The 22,892-nt window shown below is 71.2% G+C and carries 21 protein-coding genes; 13 read left to right on the forward strand and 8 right to left on the reverse strand.

What is annotated here, in order from left to right:
* Positions 1–58: 58 nt before the first annotated feature.
* Both AB0K60_RS08475 and AB0K60_RS08480 read right to left on the reverse strand, forming a co-directional pair.
* Positions 59–1,078 carry an ImmA/IrrE family metallo-endopeptidase gene (locus AB0K60_RS08475; RefSeq protein ID WP_364050043.1) on the reverse strand — a complete coding sequence of 340 codons (1,020 nt, stop codon included), beginning with the start codon at positions 1,076–1,078 and terminating at the stop codon, positions 59–61.
* A gap of 154 nt (positions 1,079–1,232) precedes the next feature.
* Positions 1,233–2,597, reverse strand: a complete 1,365-nt coding sequence (locus tag AB0K60_RS08480) for a helix-turn-helix transcriptional regulator (protein WP_364050045.1) — start codon at positions 2,595–2,597, stop codon at positions 1,233–1,235.
* A gap of 211 nt (positions 2,598–2,808) precedes the next feature.
* On the opposite strand from AB0K60_RS08480, the gene AB0K60_RS08485 reads away from it, so the two are divergent.
* Positions 2,809–3,423, forward strand: a complete 615-nt coding sequence (locus tag AB0K60_RS08485) for an ATP-binding protein (RefSeq protein WP_364050047.1) — start codon at positions 2,809–2,811, stop codon at positions 3,421–3,423.
* A gap of 62 nt (positions 3,424–3,485) precedes the next feature.
* Here AB0K60_RS08485 and AB0K60_RS08490 read toward each other — a convergent pair whose 3' ends face one another.
* Positions 3,486–4,424, reverse strand: coding sequence for a LysR family transcriptional regulator (locus tag AB0K60_RS08490; RefSeq protein WP_364050049.1), 939 nt, complete (start codon positions 4,422–4,424; stop codon positions 3,486–3,488).
* Between the two features lie 142 nt (positions 4,425–4,566).
* On the opposite strand from AB0K60_RS08490, the gene AB0K60_RS08495 reads away from it, so the two are divergent.
* Positions 4,567–5,424, forward strand: a complete 858-nt coding sequence (locus AB0K60_RS08495; protein WP_364050051.1) for a TIGR03564 family F420-dependent LLM class oxidoreductase — start codon at positions 4,567–4,569, stop codon at positions 5,422–5,424.
* Between the two features lie 382 nt (positions 5,425–5,806).
* On the opposite strand, the gene AB0K60_RS08500 is transcribed toward AB0K60_RS08495, so the two are convergent.
* A complete protein-coding gene (locus AB0K60_RS08500) occupies positions 5,807–7,771 on the reverse strand; it encodes a M28 family metallopeptidase (protein WP_364050053.1) in 1,965 nt (654 codons plus the stop codon).
* A 512-nt stretch (positions 7,772–8,283) separates the two neighbouring features.
* On the opposite strand from AB0K60_RS08500, the gene AB0K60_RS08505 reads away from it, so the two are divergent.
* From AB0K60_RS08505 to AB0K60_RS08555, 11 genes are all read left to right on the forward strand, one after another.
* Complete coding sequence (locus AB0K60_RS08505; RefSeq protein WP_364050055.1) at positions 8,284–9,351, forward strand: hydrogenase expression protein HypE; 1,068 nt, start codon at positions 8,284–8,286, stop codon at positions 9,349–9,351.
* Between the two features lie 48 nt (positions 9,352–9,399).
* Entirely contained in the window at positions 9,400–11,193 is a 1,794-nt protein-coding gene (locus tag AB0K60_RS08510; protein WP_364050057.1) for a nickel-dependent hydrogenase large subunit, read from the forward strand.
* A gap of 8 nt (positions 11,194–11,201) precedes the next feature.
* On the forward strand, positions 11,202–11,714 hold the full coding sequence (locus AB0K60_RS08515) for a NifU family protein (RefSeq protein ID WP_364050059.1): 513 nt from the start codon (positions 11,202–11,204) through the stop codon (positions 11,712–11,714).
* 9 nt (positions 11,715–11,723) lie between these two features.
* Entirely contained in the window at positions 11,724–12,410 is a 687-nt protein-coding gene (locus AB0K60_RS08520) for a DUF5947 family protein (protein WP_364050061.1), read from the forward strand.
* Positions 12,407–12,640, forward strand: coding sequence for a hypothetical protein (locus AB0K60_RS08525; RefSeq protein WP_364050063.1), 234 nt, complete (start codon positions 12,407–12,409; stop codon positions 12,638–12,640). Before AB0K60_RS08520 ends, AB0K60_RS08525 begins: the two co-directional genes overlap by 4 nt.
* Positions 12,637–13,515, forward strand: coding sequence for a DUF6084 family protein (locus AB0K60_RS08530; RefSeq protein WP_364050065.1), 879 nt, complete (start codon positions 12,637–12,639; stop codon positions 13,513–13,515). The genes AB0K60_RS08525 and AB0K60_RS08530 overlap by 4 nt, the downstream gene beginning before the upstream one ends.
* The gene (locus tag AB0K60_RS08535; protein WP_364050067.1) at positions 13,508–14,734 is read left to right on the forward strand and encodes a hypothetical protein; all 1,227 of its coding nucleotides are present in this window, start codon (positions 13,508–13,510) and stop codon (positions 14,732–14,734) included. The genes AB0K60_RS08530 and AB0K60_RS08535 overlap by 8 nt, the downstream gene beginning before the upstream one ends.
* Before the next feature lie 211 nt (positions 14,735–14,945).
* Positions 14,946–15,767, forward strand: a complete 822-nt coding sequence (locus tag AB0K60_RS08540) for a hydrogenase maturation protease (protein ID WP_364050069.1) — start codon at positions 14,946–14,948, stop codon at positions 15,765–15,767.
* A 111-nt stretch (positions 15,768–15,878) separates the two neighbouring features.
* A complete protein-coding gene (locus AB0K60_RS08545) occupies positions 15,879–16,247 on the forward strand; it encodes a hydrogenase maturation nickel metallochaperone HypA (protein WP_364050071.1) in 369 nt (122 codons plus the stop codon).
* Positions 16,220–16,459, forward strand: coding sequence for a HypC/HybG/HupF family hydrogenase formation chaperone (locus AB0K60_RS08550; RefSeq protein ID WP_364050073.1), 240 nt, complete (start codon positions 16,220–16,222; stop codon positions 16,457–16,459). Before AB0K60_RS08545 ends, AB0K60_RS08550 begins: the two co-directional genes overlap by 28 nt.
* A 263-nt stretch (positions 16,460–16,722) precedes the next feature.
* The gene (locus tag AB0K60_RS08555) at positions 16,723–17,553 is read left to right on the forward strand and encodes a hypothetical protein (RefSeq protein WP_364050075.1); all 831 of its coding nucleotides are present in this window, start codon (positions 16,723–16,725) and stop codon (positions 17,551–17,553) included.
* An 81-nt stretch (positions 17,554–17,634) separates the two neighbouring features.
* On the opposite strand, the gene AB0K60_RS08560 is transcribed toward AB0K60_RS08555, so the two are convergent.
* The 4 genes from AB0K60_RS08560 to AB0K60_RS08575 form a co-directional block, all read right to left on the reverse strand.
* The gene (locus tag AB0K60_RS08560) at positions 17,635–18,468 is read right to left on the reverse strand and encodes an ABC transporter permease (protein ID WP_364050609.1); all 834 of its coding nucleotides are present in this window, start codon (positions 18,466–18,468) and stop codon (positions 17,635–17,637) included.
* Positions 18,469–18,684: 216 nt separating this feature from the next.
* Positions 18,685–19,476: an ABC transporter ATP-binding protein gene (locus AB0K60_RS08565; protein ID WP_364050077.1), complete on the reverse strand. Its 792-nt coding sequence runs from the start codon at positions 19,474–19,476 to the stop codon at positions 18,685–18,687.
* Between the two features lie 13 nt (positions 19,477–19,489).
* The gene (locus AB0K60_RS08570) at positions 19,490–20,557 is read right to left on the reverse strand and encodes an ABC transporter substrate-binding protein (RefSeq protein ID WP_364050079.1); all 1,068 of its coding nucleotides are present in this window, start codon (positions 20,555–20,557) and stop codon (positions 19,490–19,492) included.
* A 182-nt stretch (positions 20,558–20,739) separates the two neighbouring features.
* Positions 20,740–22,779, reverse strand: a complete 2,040-nt coding sequence (locus AB0K60_RS08575) for an ABC transporter ATP-binding protein (protein WP_364050081.1) — start codon at positions 22,777–22,779, stop codon at positions 20,740–20,742.
* Between the last annotated feature and the right edge of the window lie 113 nt (positions 22,780–22,892).

Below are 22,892 nucleotides of genomic sequence, written 5' to 3' on the forward strand. Positions count from 1 at the left end.
CCCTGCCCAAGGTCGGTAGGCCGGGTTGGCAAGCGGAGATGACGACCGAGATGCCAGGTCATGACGTGAGCGGAGGTTCCTCTCCGGCTTGTTCGAGAGCTCGCCGGATGGTCTCGCTGTCCACGCCGATGAGGTTCGCGAAGGGGCGGAGGGTCGCGTTGCCGTCGAGGTACGCCTGGAAGGCGTCGCGGAGCAGGAGCTGCGGGATGCGGTGGCGGGAGGCGGCGTCGATCCACTCGGTGAACGCACCCAACTCGCCGGCGAGCAACGCCGCCGCCTCGGTGGTCATACCGCGGAACCTGGCACAGAGTTTCTTGGGGAGCAGGTCAAGGTTGTGCAGCCGCCATGCCAGGGCGCTCGGGGACACCCACCAACGGAAGACGAGCCTGGCGAAGGACTCGTCCGTCCAGGTCGTCTCGCTCGTCTCCGCCTCCAACAGCTCCCGGGGAAGGAGAAAGGCGGTGGCGAAGGCGTTGGCACGGGTCTCGGAGGCGTGCTGACGGTGGCGCTGGTCGTAGATGTCGGCGTCCATCAGCAGGCCCTGGTCGTCTCCGGCCAGTACGTGCCCCAGTTCGTGGGCGAGGGTGAACCGCTGACGGCTGGGGACCGCCGAGGTGCCGACGAGAATCAGCCAGGCCTGCTTATTGCTGCAGGCCAGACCGTCGAAGCCATTGGGCAGTTCGCTGACCGCGATGTCGATGCCGAAAACGTTCTCGATCAGTTCGGCGAGGTCCCGCGTATGGCTGGGGTCGGCCCCAGCATCGCGTGCCCGGTCGAGTGCCCAGGCGGCGAGCTCTAGGCCCTGCCCGACCCACCAACCGCCGGTGGGCGGGGTGGGAGGAAGGACGGCACGCTGCTCGTACCCGAGAAAGGCGAGGTCGGCACGGAACTGCGTGAGTCTAGCGGCCTCCTCGATCGCCTTCTCGGCGGGCTCGGCCAGAGCAGACGAATACCGCGCGGCCAGTGCCGGGGTGTCGTCCAGCCCCAGCAGCCAGTCGACCGTCACACCGCCGACCTCGGCGATGCGTGCCAAATCAAGCGAGGTGAACCGTCGGGCGCCCGAGAGCGATTTGGACATTTTGGCTGCGTCAAGGCCGACCAGAGCGGCGAACTCACCTTGGCTTCGGCCGCTCCTCGCGATCACTTGGCGGACACGCTGCACGATGACTTCCCCGGACATGACCTCACAGTATGCCTCTGTTGCGAAAATCGCAACAGAGGCTCGACTGTGGTCACACGGCGATCGCCTGATCGAGGTAGGAGCGGAACTCACGGATGTGGATGCTCTTCTCGTACGGCTTGAGTCGCTTGTCGAAGCGCTTGACCCGCTCGATCAGCCGAAGCGAGTTCAAGGATCTCGCATCGGCGACGGCTTTCCGGGCCCAATCGACCGCTTGATCCAGCTCGCCCAAGCCCAGCTGGGCGTGGGCTGCGGCGACACGGTTGAGCGCGGCGGATCTCGGGCGATCGGTCTCAAACGCGCGGATGGCCTGCTCGGCGTAGTCCGCCGCACGGGAGTTGTTGCCGATGAGTTCCCAGACAGTGCCGAGTTCGCCACCGAACTGCGGCTCGTCCCACCGGGCGGCCCAGTCCGGGTCCCGGTCTGACGTGCCCTTGCCGTACACACGCTCGGCCTCGCCGAGCAGCGCCTCGATCTGGCGAATCTTGTGCCGGTCGCCGGGCCGTATGATGGCATCGGCCCAGGCCTGGCGGACGAGGAGCATGCCCATGACCCTGGGCGACGCTTCCGCCTTTCGGGCGCTCTCCACGGCCGCGCGGGCTACCAGAGACGCCTGGGCGGGCTGGTTGAGGTGGATGGCCTGATACGTCATCCTGCTCAGCACGAGCGCACCCGTTAATTGATCGTCGGCGGTCTTCGCGAGCTTGAGCGCCTGGCCGTAATAGTGCTGCGCAAGCCCTTGCCGTCCCGTGTCGAACGCGGTCCAGCCGACGAAGGCGGTCATGGTCGCCGCCGCCGTCAGCAACGCGGACCCGATCCGATCGTCGTAACTGCCCCGCAGCAGGGGTGCAACGGTGGTGTTGAGGTAGTCCACCGCCGCCGGGCGCACCAGGCCGCCCCCGTACTGGTGATCCGCCCGGCTGAACAGCTCTCGCATCTCGTCGATGCGCCGCACGTCAGAGAGCCCCACCGCGCGTCCGGACTCCGACCCGGCCACGGATGTCGCGGCGGCACCATAGCTCCAAGACGACAGCCACCCGTCGACCGCAGTGGGCACGAAGGGCAGGGCGGCCAGCATGTGCCGTCGTTGCAGGTCCAATTCGCTCCTCCATAACTTCTCGGCCGATTTCACCGTCGAGGCGATCGACATGTCCGTGAAGTCCGGCAACGGCCACAGCTCGGTGGCCACGGGGTCGGCGCATTCCAGCCATCGCTCGATCTGTTCGCCGTTGACCCCGAACACCTCGGCCATCCGGGCGCGGTACACCGGGCGGATCTCCTGGGCGCCCCGCTCCCACCGGCTCAGCGTGGTGGGCGTGACCAGCAACGCCTCGGCGGCCTCCGCCTGGCTCATGCCGAGCCGCTTACGCGCCCGCACCAGCTCGGGCCTGCCCCGCGGGCCCGTGGTCTCACTCATGCGGCCTCCCAGGACTCAACGTCACCGGACAACAACCAATTGTCAATCATCCGGTAGATCCGGGCCGCGCCACCGGCGGAAACGACCAGGAAACGACCAGCACCCCACCCGTTGGCGCGATCGAGCCGAATGACACGGCGGCGATCTCCCAGAGGCCGTCACGCCTCCAGTTTTCTACCTTCCGTTATCGCCGACAACGGAGCGTAAAAATATGGGATTCACCAGCGGCAATTCCGCCAAAGCCGACGAAGCGTCTCTCCTCTCCCGTCGCGTCGCCGCAGCAAACGCCGCCGAGACCGGCACCGTACGAGGTGGGGAATCCGCAGCCGCCGCGACCACCGCGCGGGTTCGCATGCTGGCCTGGACCCTCGAGCCCGGCGGCGCGGCCCGGCAGGCGCGAACGCTGCTGGAGGGCGTCCTGCGCGGAGCCGGGCTCGACGAGGCCGCCGTCTTCGACGCCAAGCTGGCCGTGGCCGAGCTGGCGGGCAATGCCGAACGGCACGGCAGGCCGCCGTACGAGATGCGCGTCTTCATCGTCGGCGGGGTGCCCATCTGGTGCGAGGTCATCGACGGTGACCCGGACCTGCGGCGGGTCGCCGCCGCGCTGCACGATTCCGGCCCGGTCGGCGGCGACCCTCTGCCGGAGCACGGCAGGGGGCTGCCCCTGCTGCGCCAACTCTCCGACGGGCACTGCCTCGCCTACCCCGCCACGACCTCCTGTACGGGCGTCCACGGCAAGGCCGTCGCCTTCGGCCTGCCCACCCGGTCGGGGGTGCGGCACATGGGCCCGCCGTGGACCGGTTTGCCCGAGCCGGGGCGGCCCTGACCGACCTGACCGATTGGGTACGGTCACCGCGTACGACCACCGGGTACGGCCACCGCGTACGGCTACCTGCTACGGCTACCGGGTACGCGTGAAGCGCCGTTCCGGGGTGCCCGTGGGTCGTGGCCGTTCAAGGTCGTGGGGGTGTCGCGGAAGGCGTTTGCGATGGCCTCGGCGCAGTAGGGGGTGACGTCCGTGGGGAGGATGACGCTGCCGCCGATCGTGAGGGGTGGGTCGAGGGGGATCGAGCGTACTCGGGTGGCGCCGGTGGCGGCGATCTGCTCGGCGGGGAACAGCGCCCAGCTTCGCGGGTTGGAGCCGACCTCGATGACGGTGTCCTGGACCGTGCCGGTGGGGCGGCCGAAGCGCAGGCGTGCCTTGTCCGGTTCCAGGGCGGCGGTGATGGCGTCGTGTAGTGGGGCGTCGTTGTCTCGGGACGGCATGCGCAGGACGTCGTCGGCCATGTCGCCGACGGTGACGACGTCGCGGTCCGCGAGCGGGTGGCGTGCGGATACGACGACGTGCAGCGGCTCGGACCAGACCGGGAGCACCAGGAGGCCGGGTGCGGTGACGATGCCGCGGGCCAGGGCGATGTGGAGGTCGCCGCGTCGGATGGCGGCGAGACGGCTCTCGATCGGGAGGTCGACGAGCACGACTTCGAAGGCGGAGTTGTATTCGCGTAGGGCGTCGATGCCGCGTTCGAGGCGGCGGGCGAGCCCCGGCCCGGTGCCGATGCGTACGACGGCGGCCACCTCGTGGGCGACGACGCGGACCCGGTCGGCGGCCTTGAGGACGTCTTGGGCGGCGTCGAGCACGCGGCGTCCGGCGTCGGTGAGGCGGACCGTGCGTGGTGAGCGGTCGAGCAGGCGGACGCCCAGCTCGCGTTCCAGCCGGGCGACCTGCTGGCTGACCGCGGGTTGCGCGATGTTCAGCCGCTCGGCGGCCCGCCCGAAATGCAGTTCCTCGGCGACCGCTATGAAATAGCGCAGAGCCCGCAACTCCATCGTGCCCCCGTCGAACCCCCGTCGAATCGCGCTTGCAGCGCCCCCTGCCTGCGACGATCTCTTTACCTTATCGCTACACATTCAGAATAGATCTCGATCACCTCGTGGTGCGCGTGCTGAACTACGCCGCATGCGTATTGGAATGAGTCTCAACACCATGGGCCCGGTGGCGGACGTCGCCGCGGAGGCGGCGCTCGCCGTGTCCTACGGGCTGGACAGCGTCTGGGCGGGGCAGCAGCCCGGCGGTCTGGACGCGCTGAGCGTGCTGGCGGCGGCGGGCGACGGGCCTCGGGAGGTCGGCACCGCGGTCGCGCAGACGTACCCGGTGCATCCGGTCGCGAGGGCCACGGCGGCGCTGACGGTTCAGGAGCTCGTCGGCGGGCGGCTCACGCTGGGCCTCGGACCGAGCCACGCCTGGATCGTCACCGGCCAGCTCGGCATCCCCTACACCGCGCCGGCCCGGCACACCCGCGAGTACCTGGAGGTCCTGCGCCCGCTGCTGCGTGGCGAGCACGTCAAATATTCCGGCGAGTTCTTCACCGTGGACGCCCAGCTCGCCGTCAACGTCCCCGCGCCGCCGGTCCTGATCTCCGCGATGGGGCCGCGCATGCTCCAGATCGCCCATGACCTCGCCGACGGCACCATCGCGACCTGGGTACGGCCCGCGACCGTCGCCGACTGGCTGGTGCCCCGCCTGGCCGACGGCGCTCGTGTGGTGGTGGGGGCGATGGTGGCTGTGACGAACGACCCCGACGCCGTACGCGAAGCGGTTGCCACGAACCTCTCGATCGTCAATGACATGCCCGCCTACCGGGCCATCCTGGATCGCGGCGGCCTGTCCGGCCCCGCCGACGCCATCATCGTCGGCTCCGAGTCGGAGGTGCTGGCCGAGCTGCGCCGCTTCCGCGACGCCGGAACCACCGACCTGCTCGTCGCGCCTTTCTGCCCGCCCGAGGAGCGGGGCCGGGTGCTTGAGGTCGCTGCCCAGGCGCGTTCGTGACCGCCCACCCGGCCGCGGGGACCGGCCGGGTGGCTCACACCCAGGGGGGCGGGCGTTCGGGCGTATGGCGGGGTGCCGCCGCGCCGGTACGGCGGAGCAGCAGTTTGCGCGGTTCGCCCGCCCACAGCGCCACGCTCGCCGTGGCCGCGCGGGCGAGCCACTGGTCGAGTAAGCCACTGGTCGAGTAAGAGGTACGACGACATCCCCTGGGGCGGTCACCACCCGCCCAAGGGTCATCTCGCCCTTGGGGGGGTGCCGGTCTTGCCCGAGCACTCCACCGACGCCGGGCCGAGCGTCTCGACCGAGGACGGCTCGATTTGCTACGGCGACGCGCGTCGATGACCGGGCGGGATCGGGGCCGGATCCGGTGTCGCGGGCCTGCTCAGGCGTGAGGGCCGGGCAGGTCGCGGGCGGAGGCGTACACGACGACGGCGGTGGCGATGGCGCGGGTGGCGACGGCCAGGGCCGGGTGGTCGATGTTGGCGATGGTGTCGCAGGGCCGGTGGTAGCAGGGGTCGTACGGGCGGCCGGCGACGCCGCCGAAGCGGCGGGCCTCCTCCTCGGTCTTGACTCCCCCCGCGCCGGTGAACAGGCCCCCGGTGGGGATGCCGGCCTTCATGAAGCCGACGTAGTCCGAACGGCCGCCGAGATCGGCCTCGCCGTACGGCTGCTTGACGGCGTCGAAATGGGCGCGGAAGAGGCCCTCGATCTCGGCCGAGCCGGGCGGGACGGCGCCGGTGCTTGAGACGGTGCCGTTGTAGACCTTCATGGCCGGGTTCGGGGAGGCGATCATGTCGAAGTTCAGGTAGAGGCGGATTCGGGCGCGGTCGTCGGGCGGGAGGGTGGTGACGTAGTGCTGTGAGCCGATCAGGCCGAGTTCCTCGGCGCCCCACCAGGCGAATCGCAGGTGGTTGCGGGTCCGGGCGTCGCTCAGGGCCTCGGCGACGGCGAGGATCGCGGCGCTGCCCGAGCCGTTGTCGTTGATGCCGGGGCCGGCGGCGACCGAGTCCAGGTGCGCGCCCACCATGACGACCTTGTTGCGGTCGCCCCGGGGGGAGTCGGCGATCACGTTGTGGGTGACGCGGGCCTGGCTGGTGGTGTCGGTTCTGAGGTGGATCACGGCTCCGCGTGTGGTCGCCAGGGCGGCTCCGGTCGCGTACGTGGTGCCGACGACCGGGATCGTGACGCCGGGGGTGCTGAGGCTGCCGCGGAGCAGGTCGGTGCGGTCGGGCAGGCCCTCGTTGAAGACGATGACCGCGGCGGCCCCGGCGGCCTGGGCGTTGCTCACCTTGAGGGCGAAGCTGCAGGTGCCGCGCTGGATCAGGGCGATGCCGCCGCGTGGGAACTTGGCGAAGTCGGCGTGCTCGCAACCGGAGGTGGAGGGGTGCTTGGCGGTCGGGGGCAGGGTGACGTCGACCGCGTGCACGGGGGCGGTGACCTCGCCGGTGCCCGAGTAGGTCATGGTGGCGAAGTCGCCGGTCGCCGAGCCGTCGGGGGGTGTGGGGGCGTAGGTGGCGCGGGTGGGGGCGATTCGTTCCATCAGGGCGGTGGAGTTCTCGGCGAAGTAGCCGAACTCGAACGGCTGGAGGGTCACCCGGTAGCCCGCCTCGCGGAGTTTGGCGGCCACGTAGTCGCGGGAGGCGCGGTAGCCCGGGGTGCCGGCAGCGCGGGTGCCGCCGTTCGCGTCCGCGATGCGCTGGAGCTCCTTCAGGTGGGTGTGCACCCGCCGTACGTCCACCGAGTCGATCAACCGGCGCTGGGTGCGGCTGAGGCGGAGCGGGCGGGAAGGCTTCGGCTTGGCGGCGGTGGGGGTCGGGGAGGGGGTGGCCGAGGGCCGCGGGGCCGACGGTTGGGGGGTCGGGGGTACGGGGCTCGGGGGCGTGACCTGCGCTTTCTGCGGTACGGCGCGCGGGGAGCGCGGGGACTCCGGGGACCCCGCAGGCATGGTGCCTGAGGACGACGAAGACGGCTGCGGGCCCGGCGAGGCGGAGTTCGCGGGGCCGGAGTTCGCGGGGCCGGAAACCGGGCCTCCCGTGTTCGGGATTCCGGCATTCGACTTGGCGGCCTCGGCGGCTCCGGCGGCTCCGGTGCCCGAGGTTCCGGCGCCCGAGGTGCCGGGATTCGAGATTCCGGCTCTTGGGCTTCCCAGGTTGAGGGGCGCGGAGGCCGGGGAGGCGGGCTTCGGGGAGGCCGTGCTCCGGGAGGCGACGCTCGGGGACGTGATGTCCGGGGACGCCGCGGATCGAAGGGCGACGTCCTGGGATGCCACCACCTGGATGAGGGACAACGACAACGCGACGCTCGCGGCCACCGCGAGGGCGCGGACAAGGCCGGGGCTGGTACGCATCCGAACTCCTTCACCGATTGCGACGATCACGTGCCACCTGCGACGCCGGACGTCCATCGCGCCCGCTCGCCGTTGAGACCGCTCCGGACCGACCGTTCCCTCAAGATCCCCGGAACAGCACCCCGAGCCGTTCATGGACGGGTAAAGAAATCGGAAAGCGTACGCGCCATTCGCCACCGAATACCTGGAAACAGGGGTGCAGTACCCAAGACGGTCTTATCGCCACGCACGATTGATGCCGCTAAACCATCCACAAGCCCATTTGTCGCCATTGATGGGCGCTGTACCGGCTCCGGCCCCCGCTTCCTGATACATCCTGCGGACATCACCCCTGAAGGTGGATGGATCGGCAAAGGAACCGACCACGTGCCAGATCTCCCGCCAAAGGTCCGGTCACTATCCGCATTCCACGCTTACAAACCGTTACCGCAGGTCATAGATAGGGCGTTGTGCCGACAGGCGAGAGGTTGCGCCGACGCCGAGACAGACGACGCCGAGACAAGGGCCGCGTGATGAGTGAGAGCGTGAAGGACGCCGCCGTGGAGGAGGTCCACATCCTGTGGACCTCCGAGGGGATGAGCTGCGACGGGGACACCGTCTCCGTGACGGCCGCGGGGCTGCCGAGCATCGAGGACGTGTTGCTCGGCCTGGTTCCGGGCCTGCCGAAGGTCCACCTGCACAACAAGGTGCTGGCGGCGCAGACGGGCAAGGACTTCATGGCCGCCTTCCACGAGGCCGCCGAAGGCCGGCTTGAGCCCTTCGTGCTCGTGGTGGAGGGGTCGATCCCCAACGAGCAGATCAACGGCGAGGGCTACTGGAGCTCGATGGGCAACGACCCGGTGACCGGCCAGCCGATCACCGTCAACCAGTGGATCGACCGGCTCGCGCCCAAGGCGTGGGCGGTGATCGCCATCGGCACCTGTGCCACGTACGGCGGGATCCACGCGATGGCGGGCAACCCCACCGGATGCATGGGCCTGGCCGACTACCTCGGCCCGCACTTCCGCTCGGCCGGCGGGCTGCCCATCGTGAACGTGCCCGGCTGCCCGGTGCAGCCCGACAACTTCATGGAGACCCTCACCTGGCTGCTGTACCAGGCGGCCGGGCGGGCGCCCATGATCCCGCTGGACAAGCAGCTCCGGCCGACCTGGCTGTTCGGCAAGACCGTGCACGAGGGCTGCGACCGCGGCGGCTACTACGAGCAGGGCGACTTCGCCGAGGACTACAACTCCCCCAAGTGCCAGGTGAAGATCGGCTGCTGGGGGCCGGTGGTCAACTGCAACGTGCCCAAGCGCGGCTGGATGGCCGGCATCGGCGGCTGCCCGAACGTCGGCGGCATCTGCATCGCCTGCACCATGCCCGGCTTTCCGGACAAGTTCATGCCGTTCATGGACCAGCCGCCCGGCGCGTCGGTCTCGGGCGCGATCAGCGGGGCGTACGGCGTGCTGGTCCGCAAGCTGCGCGGCATCACCAACAAGTCGGCGAACACCGAGCCGAAGTGGCACCACAACCGGCCCGCGCTGACCAGCGGGTACCAGCCGGTGCGCGGCGACGGCCGGGCCAAGCGGCGCGGCTACTAGGGCTTGTGGAGTTGTAGGCCCGGCGAGGGCGGGAAGGGGACGAGCGAAGTGGCAGTCCGGTCGGCCAAGCCGCAGGAGACGCGGCAACTGGTCGAGATGTCGTGGGATCCGATCACCCGGATCATCGGCAACCTGGGGATCTACACGAAGATCGATTTTGCCAACGGCGAGGTCGTGGAGTGCAAGAGCACCTCCTCGCTGTTCCGCGGCTACAGCGTGTTCATGCGCGGCAAGGATCCGCGCGACTCGCACTTCATCACCAGCCGCATCTGCGGCATTTGCGGGGACAACCACGCCACCTGCTCGGTCTACGCCCAGAACATGGCGTACGGCATCAAGCCGCCGCCGCTGGCCGAGTGGATCATCAATCTCGGCGAGGCGGCCGAGTACATGTTCGACCACACCCTGTACCAGGACAACCTGGTGTTCGTCGACTACTGCGAGCAGGTCGTCAAGGAGACCAACCCGAGCCTGCTGCGCCGCGCCGAGACCACCGAGGCGCCGAACGCCGGGGTGCACGGGATGCGGACGATCGCCGACGTGATGCGGGCGTTCAACCCGTTCACCGGGTCGATGTACAAGGAGGCGCTGCAGATGAGCCGCCTCACCCGGGAGATGTTCTGCCTGATGGAGGGGCGCCACGTGCACCCCTCGACGCTGTATCCGGGCGGCGTCGGCACGATGCCGAGCCCGCAGCTGTTCACCGACTACCTGGCCCGGCTGCTGAAGGTCCTCGACTTCGTCAAGAAGATCGTCCCGCTCAACGACGACCTGTTCGACTTCTTCTACCAGGCGCTGCCCGGGTACGAGGAGGTCGGCAGGCGGCGGGTCATGCTCGGCTGCTGGGGCTCGTTCCAGGACCCGAACGTCGTCGACTACGACTACCGGACCATGGGCGAGTGGGGCCGGTCGATGTTCGTCACGCCCGGCATCGTGCTCGACGGCGAGCTGATCACCACGAACCTGGTCGACATCAACCTCGGCATCCGGATCCTGCTCGGCAGCTCGTACTACGACGACTGGGTGGGCGAGGAGCGGTTCGTCACGCACGACCCGCTCGGCAACCCGGTGGACCCGCGCCACCCGTGGAACCAGACGACGCTGCCGCGCCCGCAGAAACGCGACCTCGACGGCGGCAACTACAGCTGGGTGATGAGCCCGCGCTGGTTCCACGAGCCCAGCGGCGAGCATCTCGCGCTCGACACCGGCGGCGGCCCGCTCGCCCGGCTGTGGGCGACCGCGCTCGCCGGGTTCGTCGACACCGGGTACGTGCGCGCCACCGGCCACAGCGTGGAGATCAACCTGCCGAAGAGCGGGGCGTTTCCGGAGACCCGGCTGGAGTGGAAGATCCCGAGGTGGGCGAACACGATCGAGCGCAACCGGGCGCGGATCTACTTCATCGCCTACTCGGCGGCGATGGCGTTCCACTTCCTCGACGAGGCGATGAACGAGGTGAGGGCGGGCCGTACCAAGGTGTTCACCGACTTCGAGGTGCCCGAGGAGGCGATCGGGTGCGGGTTCCATGAGGCGGTGCGCGGCGTGCTGTCGCACCATCTGGTGATCCGCGAAGGCAAGATCGCCAACTACCATCCGTACCCGCCGACGCCGTGGAACGCGAGCCCGCGCGACGTCTACGGGACGCCGGGGCCGTACGAGGACGCGGTGCAGGGCACCAGGATCTTCGAGGAGAACGGGCCCGACGGCTTCAAGGGCATCGACATCTTGCGCACGGTGCGCAGCTTCGACCCCTGCCTGCCGTGCGGGGTGCACATGTACCTCGGCGGCGGCAAGGTGCTCACGAAGGTGCACTCGCCGACGCTCGGCGCGGGCGTCTCCGGGTAGGCGGGCCGATGGCATCGTCCGAAGAACAGGCGGCCGAGCGGGTGCGGCGCATCGACGCGCTGCTGGACCGGGTCGGCGGGCTGCCCGACGCCGAGCCCGCCGTCGAGCTGGTGCGGGAGCTGCTCGACCTGTACGGCGAGGCCCTGTCGCGGGTCCTCGACGCCGGGGACGAACGGCTGGCGGCGCGGCTCGCCGACGACGACCTCGTGGGGCATCTGCTGGCGCTGCACGACCTGCATCCGCTGGACGTCACCGCCCGGGTCGAGCGGGCCGTACGGGGGACGCGCCTGGGCGGCGGCGCGTACGTGCAGGAGGTCGAGGTCGACGGCGACGCGGTCCGGGTGCGGATGCGGCGTGGCGCGGGCGGGTGCGGGTCGTCCGGCGACCCGGCGGCCGTGCTGCGGGACGCGATCGGGAACGCGGCCCCGGAGATCGGGCGGGTCGAGGTGGAGGAGCTTCCGCCGCCGCCCGTCGTGATCTCGATCGACGCGCTGCGCCGCGCCCGCGCCTCCACGGTGTGAGGGGGCGGGGTGGACGCGTTCGACGACGATGGCGGCGGCGGAGCGGTACGGCGGAGCGGGCTCCGGGAGCTGATCCTGCGAGGGCGGCGGAAGGGGACGGCCAAGCCGGTCGGGCGGTGCGAGCTGTGCGCCGCGCCCGTGGCGGAGGGCCACCGGCATCTGCTGGACCGGGAGGAGCGGGTGCCCCGGTGCGCCTGCGCGCCGTGCGCGGTGCTGTTCGACCGGTCGCCGGGCCAGGGGAACCGGTACGTGCTCATACCGGATCGGCGGTGGCGGCTGCGGGACTTCGAGCTCGACGACGCCGTCTGGGCGTCGCTCGCGGTTCCGGTGAGCGTCCTGTTCGCCTACCGGGACTCCGCCGAGGGGCGGGTGATGGCCCGTTACCCGAGCCCGGCGGGGGCGGTGGAGGCGGCGATGGAGCCGGACGTCTGGGCGTCGCTTGAACAGGTCAATCCCGTGCTGCGGCACCTGGCGGCGGACGTGGAGGCGCTGCTGGTGGATCGCCGGGGCGCCGCCCGCGACGCCTGGCTGGTGCCGATCGACGACTGTCATCGGCTGGTGGCCCTGCTCCGCACCCGGTGGAAGGGGCTCGCGGGCGGGCCGCAGGTGTGGTCCGCGTTGAGCGGATTCTTCGCCGAACTGCGCGGGCGGGCCGGGGACGTGCCCGCGCGTCCACTGAGAGGAGCTCCGGCGTGATCGGAAAGCGGAAACGGAAGGCCGCGAACATCGTGGTGGGACGGCCGGATGTGCGGCCCGACCTGCCCTCGCACACCAGGGGGGTCAACCAGGGCAACGCGATCGGGCATTACGAGCGCCAAATCGGCCATCTGCTCGACGGCCGTTCGACGGCGGCGCGGTCCACCGGGATCAACGCGCAGGATCGGGATCCGATCGATCCCGCCATGCCCTGTCTGTCACCGCCATGAGCGGGCCGGGATCCGTGGCGGGCGGAACCGCCGGGCAGATCGCCGGCGGGACCGCCGACGAGATCGGTCACCGGGACGCGCAGAGGGACGCGGAGGGGTCTCCGGGGTTGCCCGGTGCGGCCCGTCCGCCCGTGCTGCGGTTCGCGGTGGAGGACGCGGCGGCGCTGGAGTGCGCCGCCGTGCCGACCGTGCGCTTCACGGTGCGGATCGATCGCGTGGGGACCGCGCCGGTTCAGTGCCTGGCGCTGAACACGCAGATCCGCATCGTCCCGGCACGCCGGGCCCACGATCCGGCGACCCGGCTACGGCTCGCCGAGCTGTTCGGCACCGGCGAGGGCTGCGACCGGCCGCCGCCCGGCCTGCTGTGGGCGCGTACGTCCTCGCAGGTGGCGGGCTTCGAGCACGGGACCGTCACGCATGTGGACGTGGGGTGCACCTACGACTTCGAGGTGGCGGTGGCCAAGTACTTCCACGTGCTGCCGGGGGGCGAGGTGCCGCTGGAGTTCCAGTTCAGCGGGACGGTGTTCTACCTCGACCGGGGGCTGCTGCGGGCGGCCCGGGTGCCGTGGGACGCCGAGGCGACGTTCCGCATGCCGGTGCGGGTGTGGCGGGAGGTCATGAACCACTACTTTCCGCGCGAGGCCTGGCTGCGGCTCGATCAGGACGCCTTCGACCGGCTGTACGCCTATCGGGTGCGGAACACGCTGGGGACCTGGGAGCAGGTGGTCGACTCGCTGCTGGCGGCGGCCGGAGAGGCGTCGCGCGGGCGGACCTCGGTCCGGTGGGGCTCGGCCGGCACGGCCTGCGCGGGTGGCACGGGCGGCACGGGCTCGGGTGAGAGAACGCGGGAAGGAGCGGGAGAAGAAGGTGACTGATCAGGGGGGCCGGGTGGAGCCCGTGACGGACTCGCCCGGTCCGGCCGACGCCCCGGATGGGGTGGGGGCGCGCGGCGGAGCGGAGCCCCTCGGCGGGCGGTGGACGCGCGGCGGGGCGAAGGCCACCGGCGGGGCGGAGACGTACGGCGAGGGCGAGACCTTCCTCGGGACGGACGCGGACGGGCCGGTGGGCGCGGTGGCGCAGGTGGCGCGGGCCGTGCTGTACGAGGGCTACATGCTGTGGCCGTACCGCGCGTCGGCGTTGAAGAACTCGCGGCGCTGGACGCTCGGCGGCGTGCACCCCGCGGCGTGCGAGGCCACCGGGGACGCGTCGACGATGCGCACCCAGGTGCTGGTCGAGGCCGATCCTGGCGACACCGTGGACGTGCGGGTGTACTTCCTGCACGCGCTCACCTTGGACGTGGGCCGCCTGGCCGGGGACGAGCTGGTGCCGGTGCGGGAGCTGACCGTCGCCGGGCGTCGCCACCTCGCCCGGGAGGAGGCCGTCGAGCGGAGGATCGTCGCGACCGGGCTCAACCTGGCCGGGCTGCTGCGGCGGCCGGTCGTGGTGGACATCGACATCCCCGAAGGGCGCGAGGTGGAGTGGCTGGCCGAGCCCGGCGGGCAGTGCGTGGGCGCCGTCACGCGGGGGTGGCGCGCGCTGCGCGGGCAGGTGGAGATCCGTGCCGAGAGGCTCACGAAGGTCTCCTCTTGCGGGATTTTCCGGCTCACCATCGAGGTGCGGAACACCACCGAGTGGGACGGCGGCAGCCGTACCGAGGCGTTGCGGCGGACGTTCGCCTCCGCGCACACGATTCTGCATTCGCCCAGGGGACGGTTCGTGTCGTTGATGGACCCGCCCGAGCCGCTGCGGTCGTACGCGCGGGAGTGTGACAACACGGGCACGTGGCCGGTGCTCGCGGGTGACGAGGGCGACCGGCATACCGTGCTATCGTCGCCGATCATCCTGTACGACCACCCGCGGATCGCCCCGGAGAGTCCGGGCGACCTGTTCGACGCCACCGAGATCGACCAGTTGCTCACGCTCGGCGTGCTCTGCCTGACCGAGGAGGAGCAGCGGGAGATCCGCGACGGCGACCCCCGGGCCAGGGAGATCCTCGACCGGTGCGTCTCGCTGCCGCCCGAGCACCTGATGCGGCTGCACGGGGCGCTGCGCGAGTTCCGTCCGCTGACCGGGCAGGGGGCGGGCCGTGAGTGAGCGGTTCGATCGGGTCGGCGGGCACGGCGGCGGCCTTTCCGGCCGTGGGCCCGACGCTGGAGGGCCTGACGCGGGAAGGCCCGACGCGGGAAGGCCCGACGCGGGAAAGCCCGCCCTGGGGGTGCCTGACCCGGAAGGAATGGTGCGCGCCCGGCGGGACTTCTGGGCTCTGATGGAGCGTCGGGGCCCGCGCACGGTGATCGTCGATGGCGTGTCCGTGGGGTCGGGCAGCCGCGTCCGGCTGCGGCCCAAGGCCCGTGCCGACGTGCTCGACGCCACGCTCGACGGCCGTGTCGCCGTCGTGGACAGCGTCGAGCAGGACGAATCGGGCGCCATCCAGCTAGCGGTCACCCTCGCCGACGACCCGGGCCGCGACCTGGGCGAGGCGGGGTTGCCGGGGCACCGCTTCTTCTACGCGCCGTCCGAGGTGGAGCCGCTCGGCGACGACGCGGGGCGGGCGCGGGTGCTGGTCGCGGGGGTGGGCAACGTCTTCCTCGGCGACGACGGGTTCGGCGTGGAGGTGGTACGCCTGCTGGCGTCCCGGCCGCTGCCCGCCGGAGTGGACGTGGTCGATTTCGGCATCCGCGGCATGGATCTGGTGTACGCCCTGCAGCGCGGCTACGACAGTGTGATCTTCGTGGACGCCGCGCCGCGGGGTGAGCGGCCGGGCACGCTCACCGTGTTGGAGGTGGACCCCGCCGACCCGCACCTGTGCGCGGGGGTCGCCTCGGTGGAGACCCACGGCATGGATCCGGTACGCGTGCTGCGCCTCGCCGCCGAACTCGGGCCGGCGCCGCGGCGGGTGCTGATCCTGGCGTGCGAGCCGGCGACGGTGCCGTCCGGCGGGCCGGACGAGGACCTGGTGACCGACCTGAGCGAGCCGGTGCGGGCGGCGGTCGAGACGGCCGTCGACCTGGCCGGGGAGCTCGCGCGGGACCTGGCCGGGAGGCCGGCGGCATCCCCGTCGGACGCCCCCGGCCGGGCGAGTGAAGACCCCGAGTTGGAACAGACCGGAGGAGGTGGCAGGCGATGAGGAAAAGACACGTGGCGGCCCTGTTGGCGATGTGCGCCGTGGCCGGGATGGTGGTGGCGCAGTGGCCGGAGATCAAGCGGTACATGAAGATGAAGAGGATGTAGTCGTTCGATGCACGAGATCGGATTGTGCGAGGGCCTGCTCGACCTGGTCGGGCGTCAGGCCGAGGGGCGGCGCGTGACCGGCGTCAAGGTCCGGATCGGCGCCCGGCACGCCGTGCTCGACGAGGCCTTCGGCCAGGCCTTCGCCATCGTCGCCGGAGGCACCGCCGCCGAGGGCGCGCGCCTCGACCTCGTCGTCTCCCCCGTCACGGTGCTGTGCCGGGGGTGCGGCCGGGTGTCGGACAGCCACGACGTGCTGTCGGAGTGCCCCGGTTGCGGCGGCGACGACATCGAGCTGCGGGGCGGCGACGAACTGGTCCTGGAGTCGATCACCTTCGAGGAGGAAAGCCCGTGTGCTTCGGCCTCCCCGGCCGGCTGATCGAGGCCGCCGACGCCGACACGGGCCTCGCCCTGGTCGACGTCGGCGGCCGTCCGCTCCCCGTGAACATGGCCCTGCTCTGCGAGGACCCTCCCGTCTGCGGCGACTGGGTGCTCATTCACGCCGGGTTCGCCCTCTCCCGGCTCGCCGAGGCGGACGCGCTCGCCGTACTGGATCTTCTGGACGCCGCCGAGCACGCCGACGCCGATTGACGCGGCGGGACCGCGGCGAGATCGCGTCAGGCGATCGGCCGCGTCCCGCCGACCGCCGCCGGGGAACGGCGCGGCCCGATCCGGCGCATTCACCACGACGCCATTTTCGGACGGCAATAAAGGACGGGTGGTCACGCACCTAAGCGGTACTCCAGATGCGCATGCGCAAACGACGGAGCATACTTGCGCTTCGTCCCCATTTTGCCCCACTTGCGCTGTCCGGAGTCATGGTGCGTGTGCGTTCCGTTTTCTTTGTAGCAATTATGGCAAGCGCGACGCTTTTGTCCTTTTCGTCGGCGCAGGCCGACACCTCGGTACGGCACAATCCGGACGAAGGCACCAATGTCGTCCAATACGAGTGTGACTCCGGCGAGGACGTCACGATCATCAGGGTTCAGGTGGAGCTGACGATGCCCACCAATGCCCGGCAGGGCGTGCAGATGACCATCGGCTGGCGGGGAACCTACGTCGACTCCGAATTGACCGCGCCCGCCGGAGGTCTCACCAACGCCAAGCTGTACGCGTACGCCTCGATCAGCGGCCTCACCGGGCTGACCTCCGCCACCGGAGTGGGTCAGCTCAGCAGCGCGAACATCGCCGCGGGCCAGCCCATCCCCCTGCCCACCGGCACCGTCGAGTTGAAAACCACCGCGAACAACGCCGGAACCGCGCGGGTGAAACCCGCCGCCATCAACATCGGCCCCCGGCCCAACGACCCGGTCATCACATGCGAGGTCCTGAATACGGACGCGTTGCGCACCTATCCCCTCATCGTCGGGACCGGTACCACCACGTCAACCTCCCCGACTCCAACCGTCACGATCACGACCACGACCACCGCCACGACCACCGCCACGGCCACCGCCACGGCCACCGCCACCGCCACGGCGACCAAGACCAAGACCGAGACCGAGCCGGCGGCCGTGAACGACGGAAAGGGCGGCGTGGCCAAAACCCCCGCCGGATCGGCCGCGACCGGGGGCGGCGGGGAGGCGGGCCCGGACGCCCGGCTGATCACCCTGACCGGGCTGGTGCTCATGCTCGGCGGCTTCACCGGCCTGATCTGGCGGCAGCGGCGCCTGCGTCGCGGGTGAGCTCCCTCCGCCCCTGTCCCGGCCGGGCGTGCCGAGGCCGGGCGGGGTGCCGAGGCCGGGCGGGGGTGCGCGTGGTGGCCGTCAGTTGGTGACCTGGTGGAGTCCCCAGCGGCGGCGCAGGGCGGCGTCGGCCGCGCCGAAGACGCGGTCGACCACGATGCCGATGATGAGGATGACGACCATCGTGGAGAGCAGGCCGGGCGAGTCGGCCAGTTCGCGGGCGTAGTGCAGTTGCTCGCCAAGCGACGTCTGGTTGGCGATGATCACCAGGAGTTCGCCGGCCATGAGCGAGCGCCAGGCGAAGGCCCAGCCCTGCTTGAGCCCGGCCAGGAACGACGGCAGCGACGCCGGCATGATCACGTGCCGGTAGAGGGCCAGCCCCCGGAATCCCAGCATGTGGCCCGCGCGCAGCAGGATCGGCGGGGTGTAGTCCACGCCGGAGATCAGCCCGTTGGCGATGGACGGCGCCGCCCCCAGCACCACCACGAACAGGATCGCGCTCTCGGTGAGCCCGAACAGCAGGATCGCCAGCGGGAACCAGGCGATCGACGGCATCGTCTGCAACCCGGTGATCAGCGACCCGATGGCCCGCCGCAGCGGCCGAATGCGCGACACCAGCGCCCCCACGACCGCCCCGACGGCGATGGCCAGCGCGAACCCGGTCACCGCCCGCTGCATCGTGACGGCGATCGCCCGGTAGAACTCGGCATCGCCGAGCCGTTTCCCCAGCACGCCCAGCGTCGTGACCGGTCCGGCGAAGACGTACTCGGGCCACCACCCCGCCCACACCACGCCCTGCCAGATCGCGAGCACGATGACGATCGCGGACGCGACCGGCCACAGGCCCGACCAGATCCGGGAGGCGAGCCCGCCGCGTTCGCGGGTGGCGAGTTCGAGCGCGTCCAGCCCGGCGATCTGCTGGGCGTGCACGTCCGTGCCGGCGGCGGACGTGCCGCCGGAAGCGGCGCCGGAAGTGGCGGCGGAAGTGGCGTTGGAAGTGGACTCCGGATCGGCCTCGCGGAGGTTGGGCGTCACGGTCGTTCTGCTCCTGACTCACTCGGACGGCGCGCACCGGCCGCCCAACGCTTGATCGATGCCCTGTGCTCGGCGACCCCGTCGGCGGGCGCATGGTCAGCGGCCATGGCGCAGCACCTCCTCGCGGAGCCGGTCGGTGATGCGCGCCGCCGCCTCGGCGACCTCCGCCGAGTCGGTACGGCGCGGCCGGGGCAACGCGACCGGGAAGTCCTCGGCCACCCGGCCGGGCCGGCTGGACAGCAGCACCACGCGGTCGCCGAGCCGTACGGCCTCGCGGACGTTGTGCGTGACGAAAATCACGGCGACGTTGCGCTCGCGCCAGATGCGTTCCAGCTCGTCGTGGAGCAGGTCGCGGGTCATCGCGTCCAGAGCCCCGAAGGGCTCGTCCATCAGCAGCACGTCGGCGTCCTGGGCGAGCGCGCGGGCGAGGGCGACGCGCTGGCGCATGCCGCCGGACAACTCGTGCGGACGCTTGGCCCCGAACCCGCCCAGGTGCACCATGTCCAGGAACCCGGCGGCGCGCTCGCGGCGCTCGGCCTTGGCGACGCCCTTGGCCCGCAGCGCCATCTCGACGTTGGCGCGCACGGTCAGCCAGGGGAACAGCGCGGGCTCCTGGAACATCATCGCCACCCGGTCGCGGTCGACGTCGATCGTCCCCGTGGTGGGCCGGTCGAGCCCGGCGACCAGGTTCAGCAGCGTGCTCTTGCCGCAGCCGGATGCGCCGAGCAGGCAGACGAACTCGCCCGGGGCCACGTCCAGCGTCACGCCGTCGAGGGCGAGCAGGCCGTTCGCGCCGTGGCCGTACATCTTGGAGACGCCGTCCAGCCGGACCGCGGGGGTGTGCCCCTCGGCCCGGCCGGCGGTCTGCTCCGTGAGCGGAGCGGTCATCGAATGCGGCCCCTCACTTGTCCGGTACGGGCTGCTGCCCCTTGGCGGCGAGGACCTCGTTGAGGATCTTCAGGTCGTAGATGCCGTTCAGGTCCACCGGCTCAAGCAGACCGACCTTGACGGCGTGGTCGGCGCTGGCGACCAGAGAGGAGGCGATCGGGTCGTTGGTGAACGTGATGTTCTTGAAGGCCGCGTCCAGCACCTCGGGCTTGAGCGGCTTGCCGGTCAGCTTCTCCAGGGCGGCGTTGGCGGTGGTCTCGGCCCCGGCGGGGTCGGAGGCGATGTAGTCGTTCGCCTCCACGTGGGCCTCGATGAGCTTCTTGACCGTGTCCGGGTGCTCCTTGGCGAACTGTTGCCGGACGATCAGGTGCGTGATCACGAACTGCCCGTTCGGCCACAGGTCGCGCTCGTCGATGAGCACCTTGCCGCCGCTCTCCTTGATCAGCCGGCTGGCGAACGGCTCGGGTACCCACGCGCCGTCGATGTCGCCGGTGGCGAAGGTCTGCAGGGTCAGGGAGTTCTCCTGCGGCACGATGGAGACCTCGCCGCCGCCCTTGGTGTCGGTCTTGATGCCCTTTTCCTGCAGCAGGTAGCGCAGGGCCACGTCCTGGGTGTTGCCGAGCTGCGGCGTGGCGATCTTCTTGCCCTTGAGGTCCTCGATCGACTTGATCTCGGGCTTGACGACGAGGAACACGCCGCCGGAGGCCGCGCCCGCGACGATCTTGATGGCCTGGCCCTTGGACTTGGCCCAGGCGTTGATGGCCGGGTTGGGGCCGACGTACGTGGCGTCGATCGCGCCCGCGAAGAGGGCCTCGATGGCGGCAGGGCCGGCGTTGAAGGTGCTGGTCTTCAGCGTGGTTCCGGGGCCGAGGTGCTTGGCGTACAGGCCCTTCTCCACGCCGATGAGCGCGGTGGCGTGGGTGATGTTCGGGAAGAACCCGAGCCGTACCTCCGCCGGGGCGCTCCCGCCGGAGGAGGCCGCCTCCGTGCCGCCGCCACCGCCCCCGCAGGCGGCCACGACGGTGGTGATCGCCATGGCGGCCAGGGCGGCCAGCACCCGGCGGACCCTGCGAGCGTCCATGCAAACTCCCTATTTCCCACTTATATAGTAGATAATGGAGTTATAAGGGGCTTGCGACGGTTACGTCAAGTCAGGGTTCCTCACCGGTTGCGGCGCCCGGCCCCCCCGAGACGGCCTCGGCTCCGGTCGGAGATGGCGGTGGCCGGCGGCTCACCCTTGGATCAGGCGGGCGTCAGGGGGCGTCAAGCGGGCGTCAAGCGAGGGATCGCCGCCACCAGTTCGACGGTGTACGGGTGCCGGGGCCGGTGGAAGACCTCGTCCACGTCGCCCTCCTCGACCACGCGCCCGTCCTTCATCACCAGCACCCGGTCGCTGAGATGGTGGACGACGCCCAGGTCGTGAGAGATGAACAGCAGCGCGGTCCCCTCGGCCGCCTGGATGTCGGCGAGCAGGTCGAGCACCTGCGCCTGGACCGACACGTCCAGCGCGGAGACCGGCTCGTCACACACGAGCACGTCCGGCCGGGGACCCAGGGCACGGGCGATCGCGACCCGCTGCCGCTGGCCGCCGGACAACTCACGCGGTCGCCGGGACGCCAGGCCCGCCGCCAGTCCCACCCGCTCCAGCAGCTCGGCCACGCGTGCCTCGCGGTCGCGCCTCGGCAGGCCGCGCAGCGGCTCGGCGATCAAACGGCCGACGGTGTACCGGGGATCGAACGAGTCGAGCGGATTCTGCGAGATGAGCTGGATGCGGGAACGCCGGGAACGCCGCTCGCGCTCGCGCACGCCGCTCCACGGACGGCCGTACAGCAGCACCTCGCCGTGCGACGGCGCGAGCAGCCCGAGAACCAGGCGGGCGACCGTCGTCTTGCCCGAGCCCGACTCGCCGACCAGGCCCAGCGTCTCGCCCGCGCGCAGGGAGAACGACACCTCGTCCACGACCTTGCGCGGGCCGTACGCGGCGGACAGGCCGACAACCTCAAGCACGGCGGCCTGACCATCGACTTGGCGCATGACCGCGGGGGCGGTGGCGAGTACGTGCGACCCGGGCTCCACGACGGCCCGCGGCACGGCGGCCTCCGGCGCGATGCCCACGACGTCATCGGACACGATGGCGGCGTCGGCGAACGGTGCCCCCTCAGCAGACGGTGACTCTTTGATGAACGGTGGCCCCTTGACAGACGGCGACCCGTCGGCCGAGGGCGGCTCCTTGGCCGAGGACAACCCCTCGTCGGACAGTGGCCCCTTGACCGGCGATGACCCATTGGCCAGCGATGACCCATTGGCCGAGGGCGGCTCCTTGGCCGAGGACAACCCCTCGTCGGACAGTGGCCCCTTGACCGGCGGTGACCCGTTGGCGGACATCGGGACATTGGTCGGCGGCGGACCGTCGGCGGGTTGTGGCGGGTCGGTGGCAGGGGGCCCGCTTCTCGCCGGGCCCGACAGTCTCGTCCCTCTGCTGGCCGCCGATGGCACGGCCGCGAGCAGAAGTTGCGTGTACGCGTGGGACGGCTCGGACAACACGCGCTCGGCGGGCCCCTCCTCGACGATGACGCCGTCCTTCATCACGAGGATGCGGTCGGCTACGGAGGCCACCACCGCGAGGTCGTGGCTGATCAGCAGGAGCGCCGCGCCCGCCGCCTTTCGGGCCGCGAGCAGGCGCAGGACCTGCGCTTGGACGGTGACGTCGAGTGCCGTGGTCGGCTCGTCGGCGATGATCAGTGCCGGGTCGGCCGCGATCGCGGAGGCGATCAGCGCCCGCTGCCGCAGGCCGCCGGAGAGCTGGTGCGGGTACTGCCGGGCACGCAGCAGCGGCTCTGGAACCCCCACCGCCTCCAGCAACTCCCGGACGCGGGCGGCGCGGCCCGCCCGCGGCACGACGTCGTGCACGGCCAGCACCTCGCCGATCTCGGCCCCGACCGTGCGCAGCGGGTCGAGCGAGACGAGCGCGTCCTGCACGACGAGGCCCGCGAAGCGCCCGCGGACGCCCCGCCAGTCCCGGCCGGTGAAGCGCAGCGCGTCCCGGCCCTCGATCTCGAAGCGCGACGCGGTCACCCGGGACCCCGGTCCGGCCAGGCCGAGCAGCGACCGGGCGGTCACGCTCTTGCCCGACCCCGACTCGCCCACGATCGCCACGCACTCGCCCGGCGAGATCGCGAGCGACACCCCGCGCACGGCCTCCACCCCGGCCGCCGGAAAGCCGACGCGCAGGTCCGTCACGGCCACCAGCGGCGTCCCCTCGACCCGGGGTTCCGCCGGGGCGACGATCGCGCTCTCCGTCACGATCTTTCCCCTTTCCGCGCGGCCACACGCCGGGTCGCGCATCGGCCCGTACGCTCGTCCCCATGCCGGTCCGGGCCGGTGCGTACCGAACCGCACGCCTCTCCGCGCCGGTC

The organism is Thermopolyspora sp. NPDC052614 (genome assembly GCF_040678635.1).
In the GTDB taxonomy this organism is placed as follows: domain Bacteria; phylum Actinomycetota; class Actinomycetes; order Streptosporangiales; family Streptosporangiaceae; genus Thermopolyspora.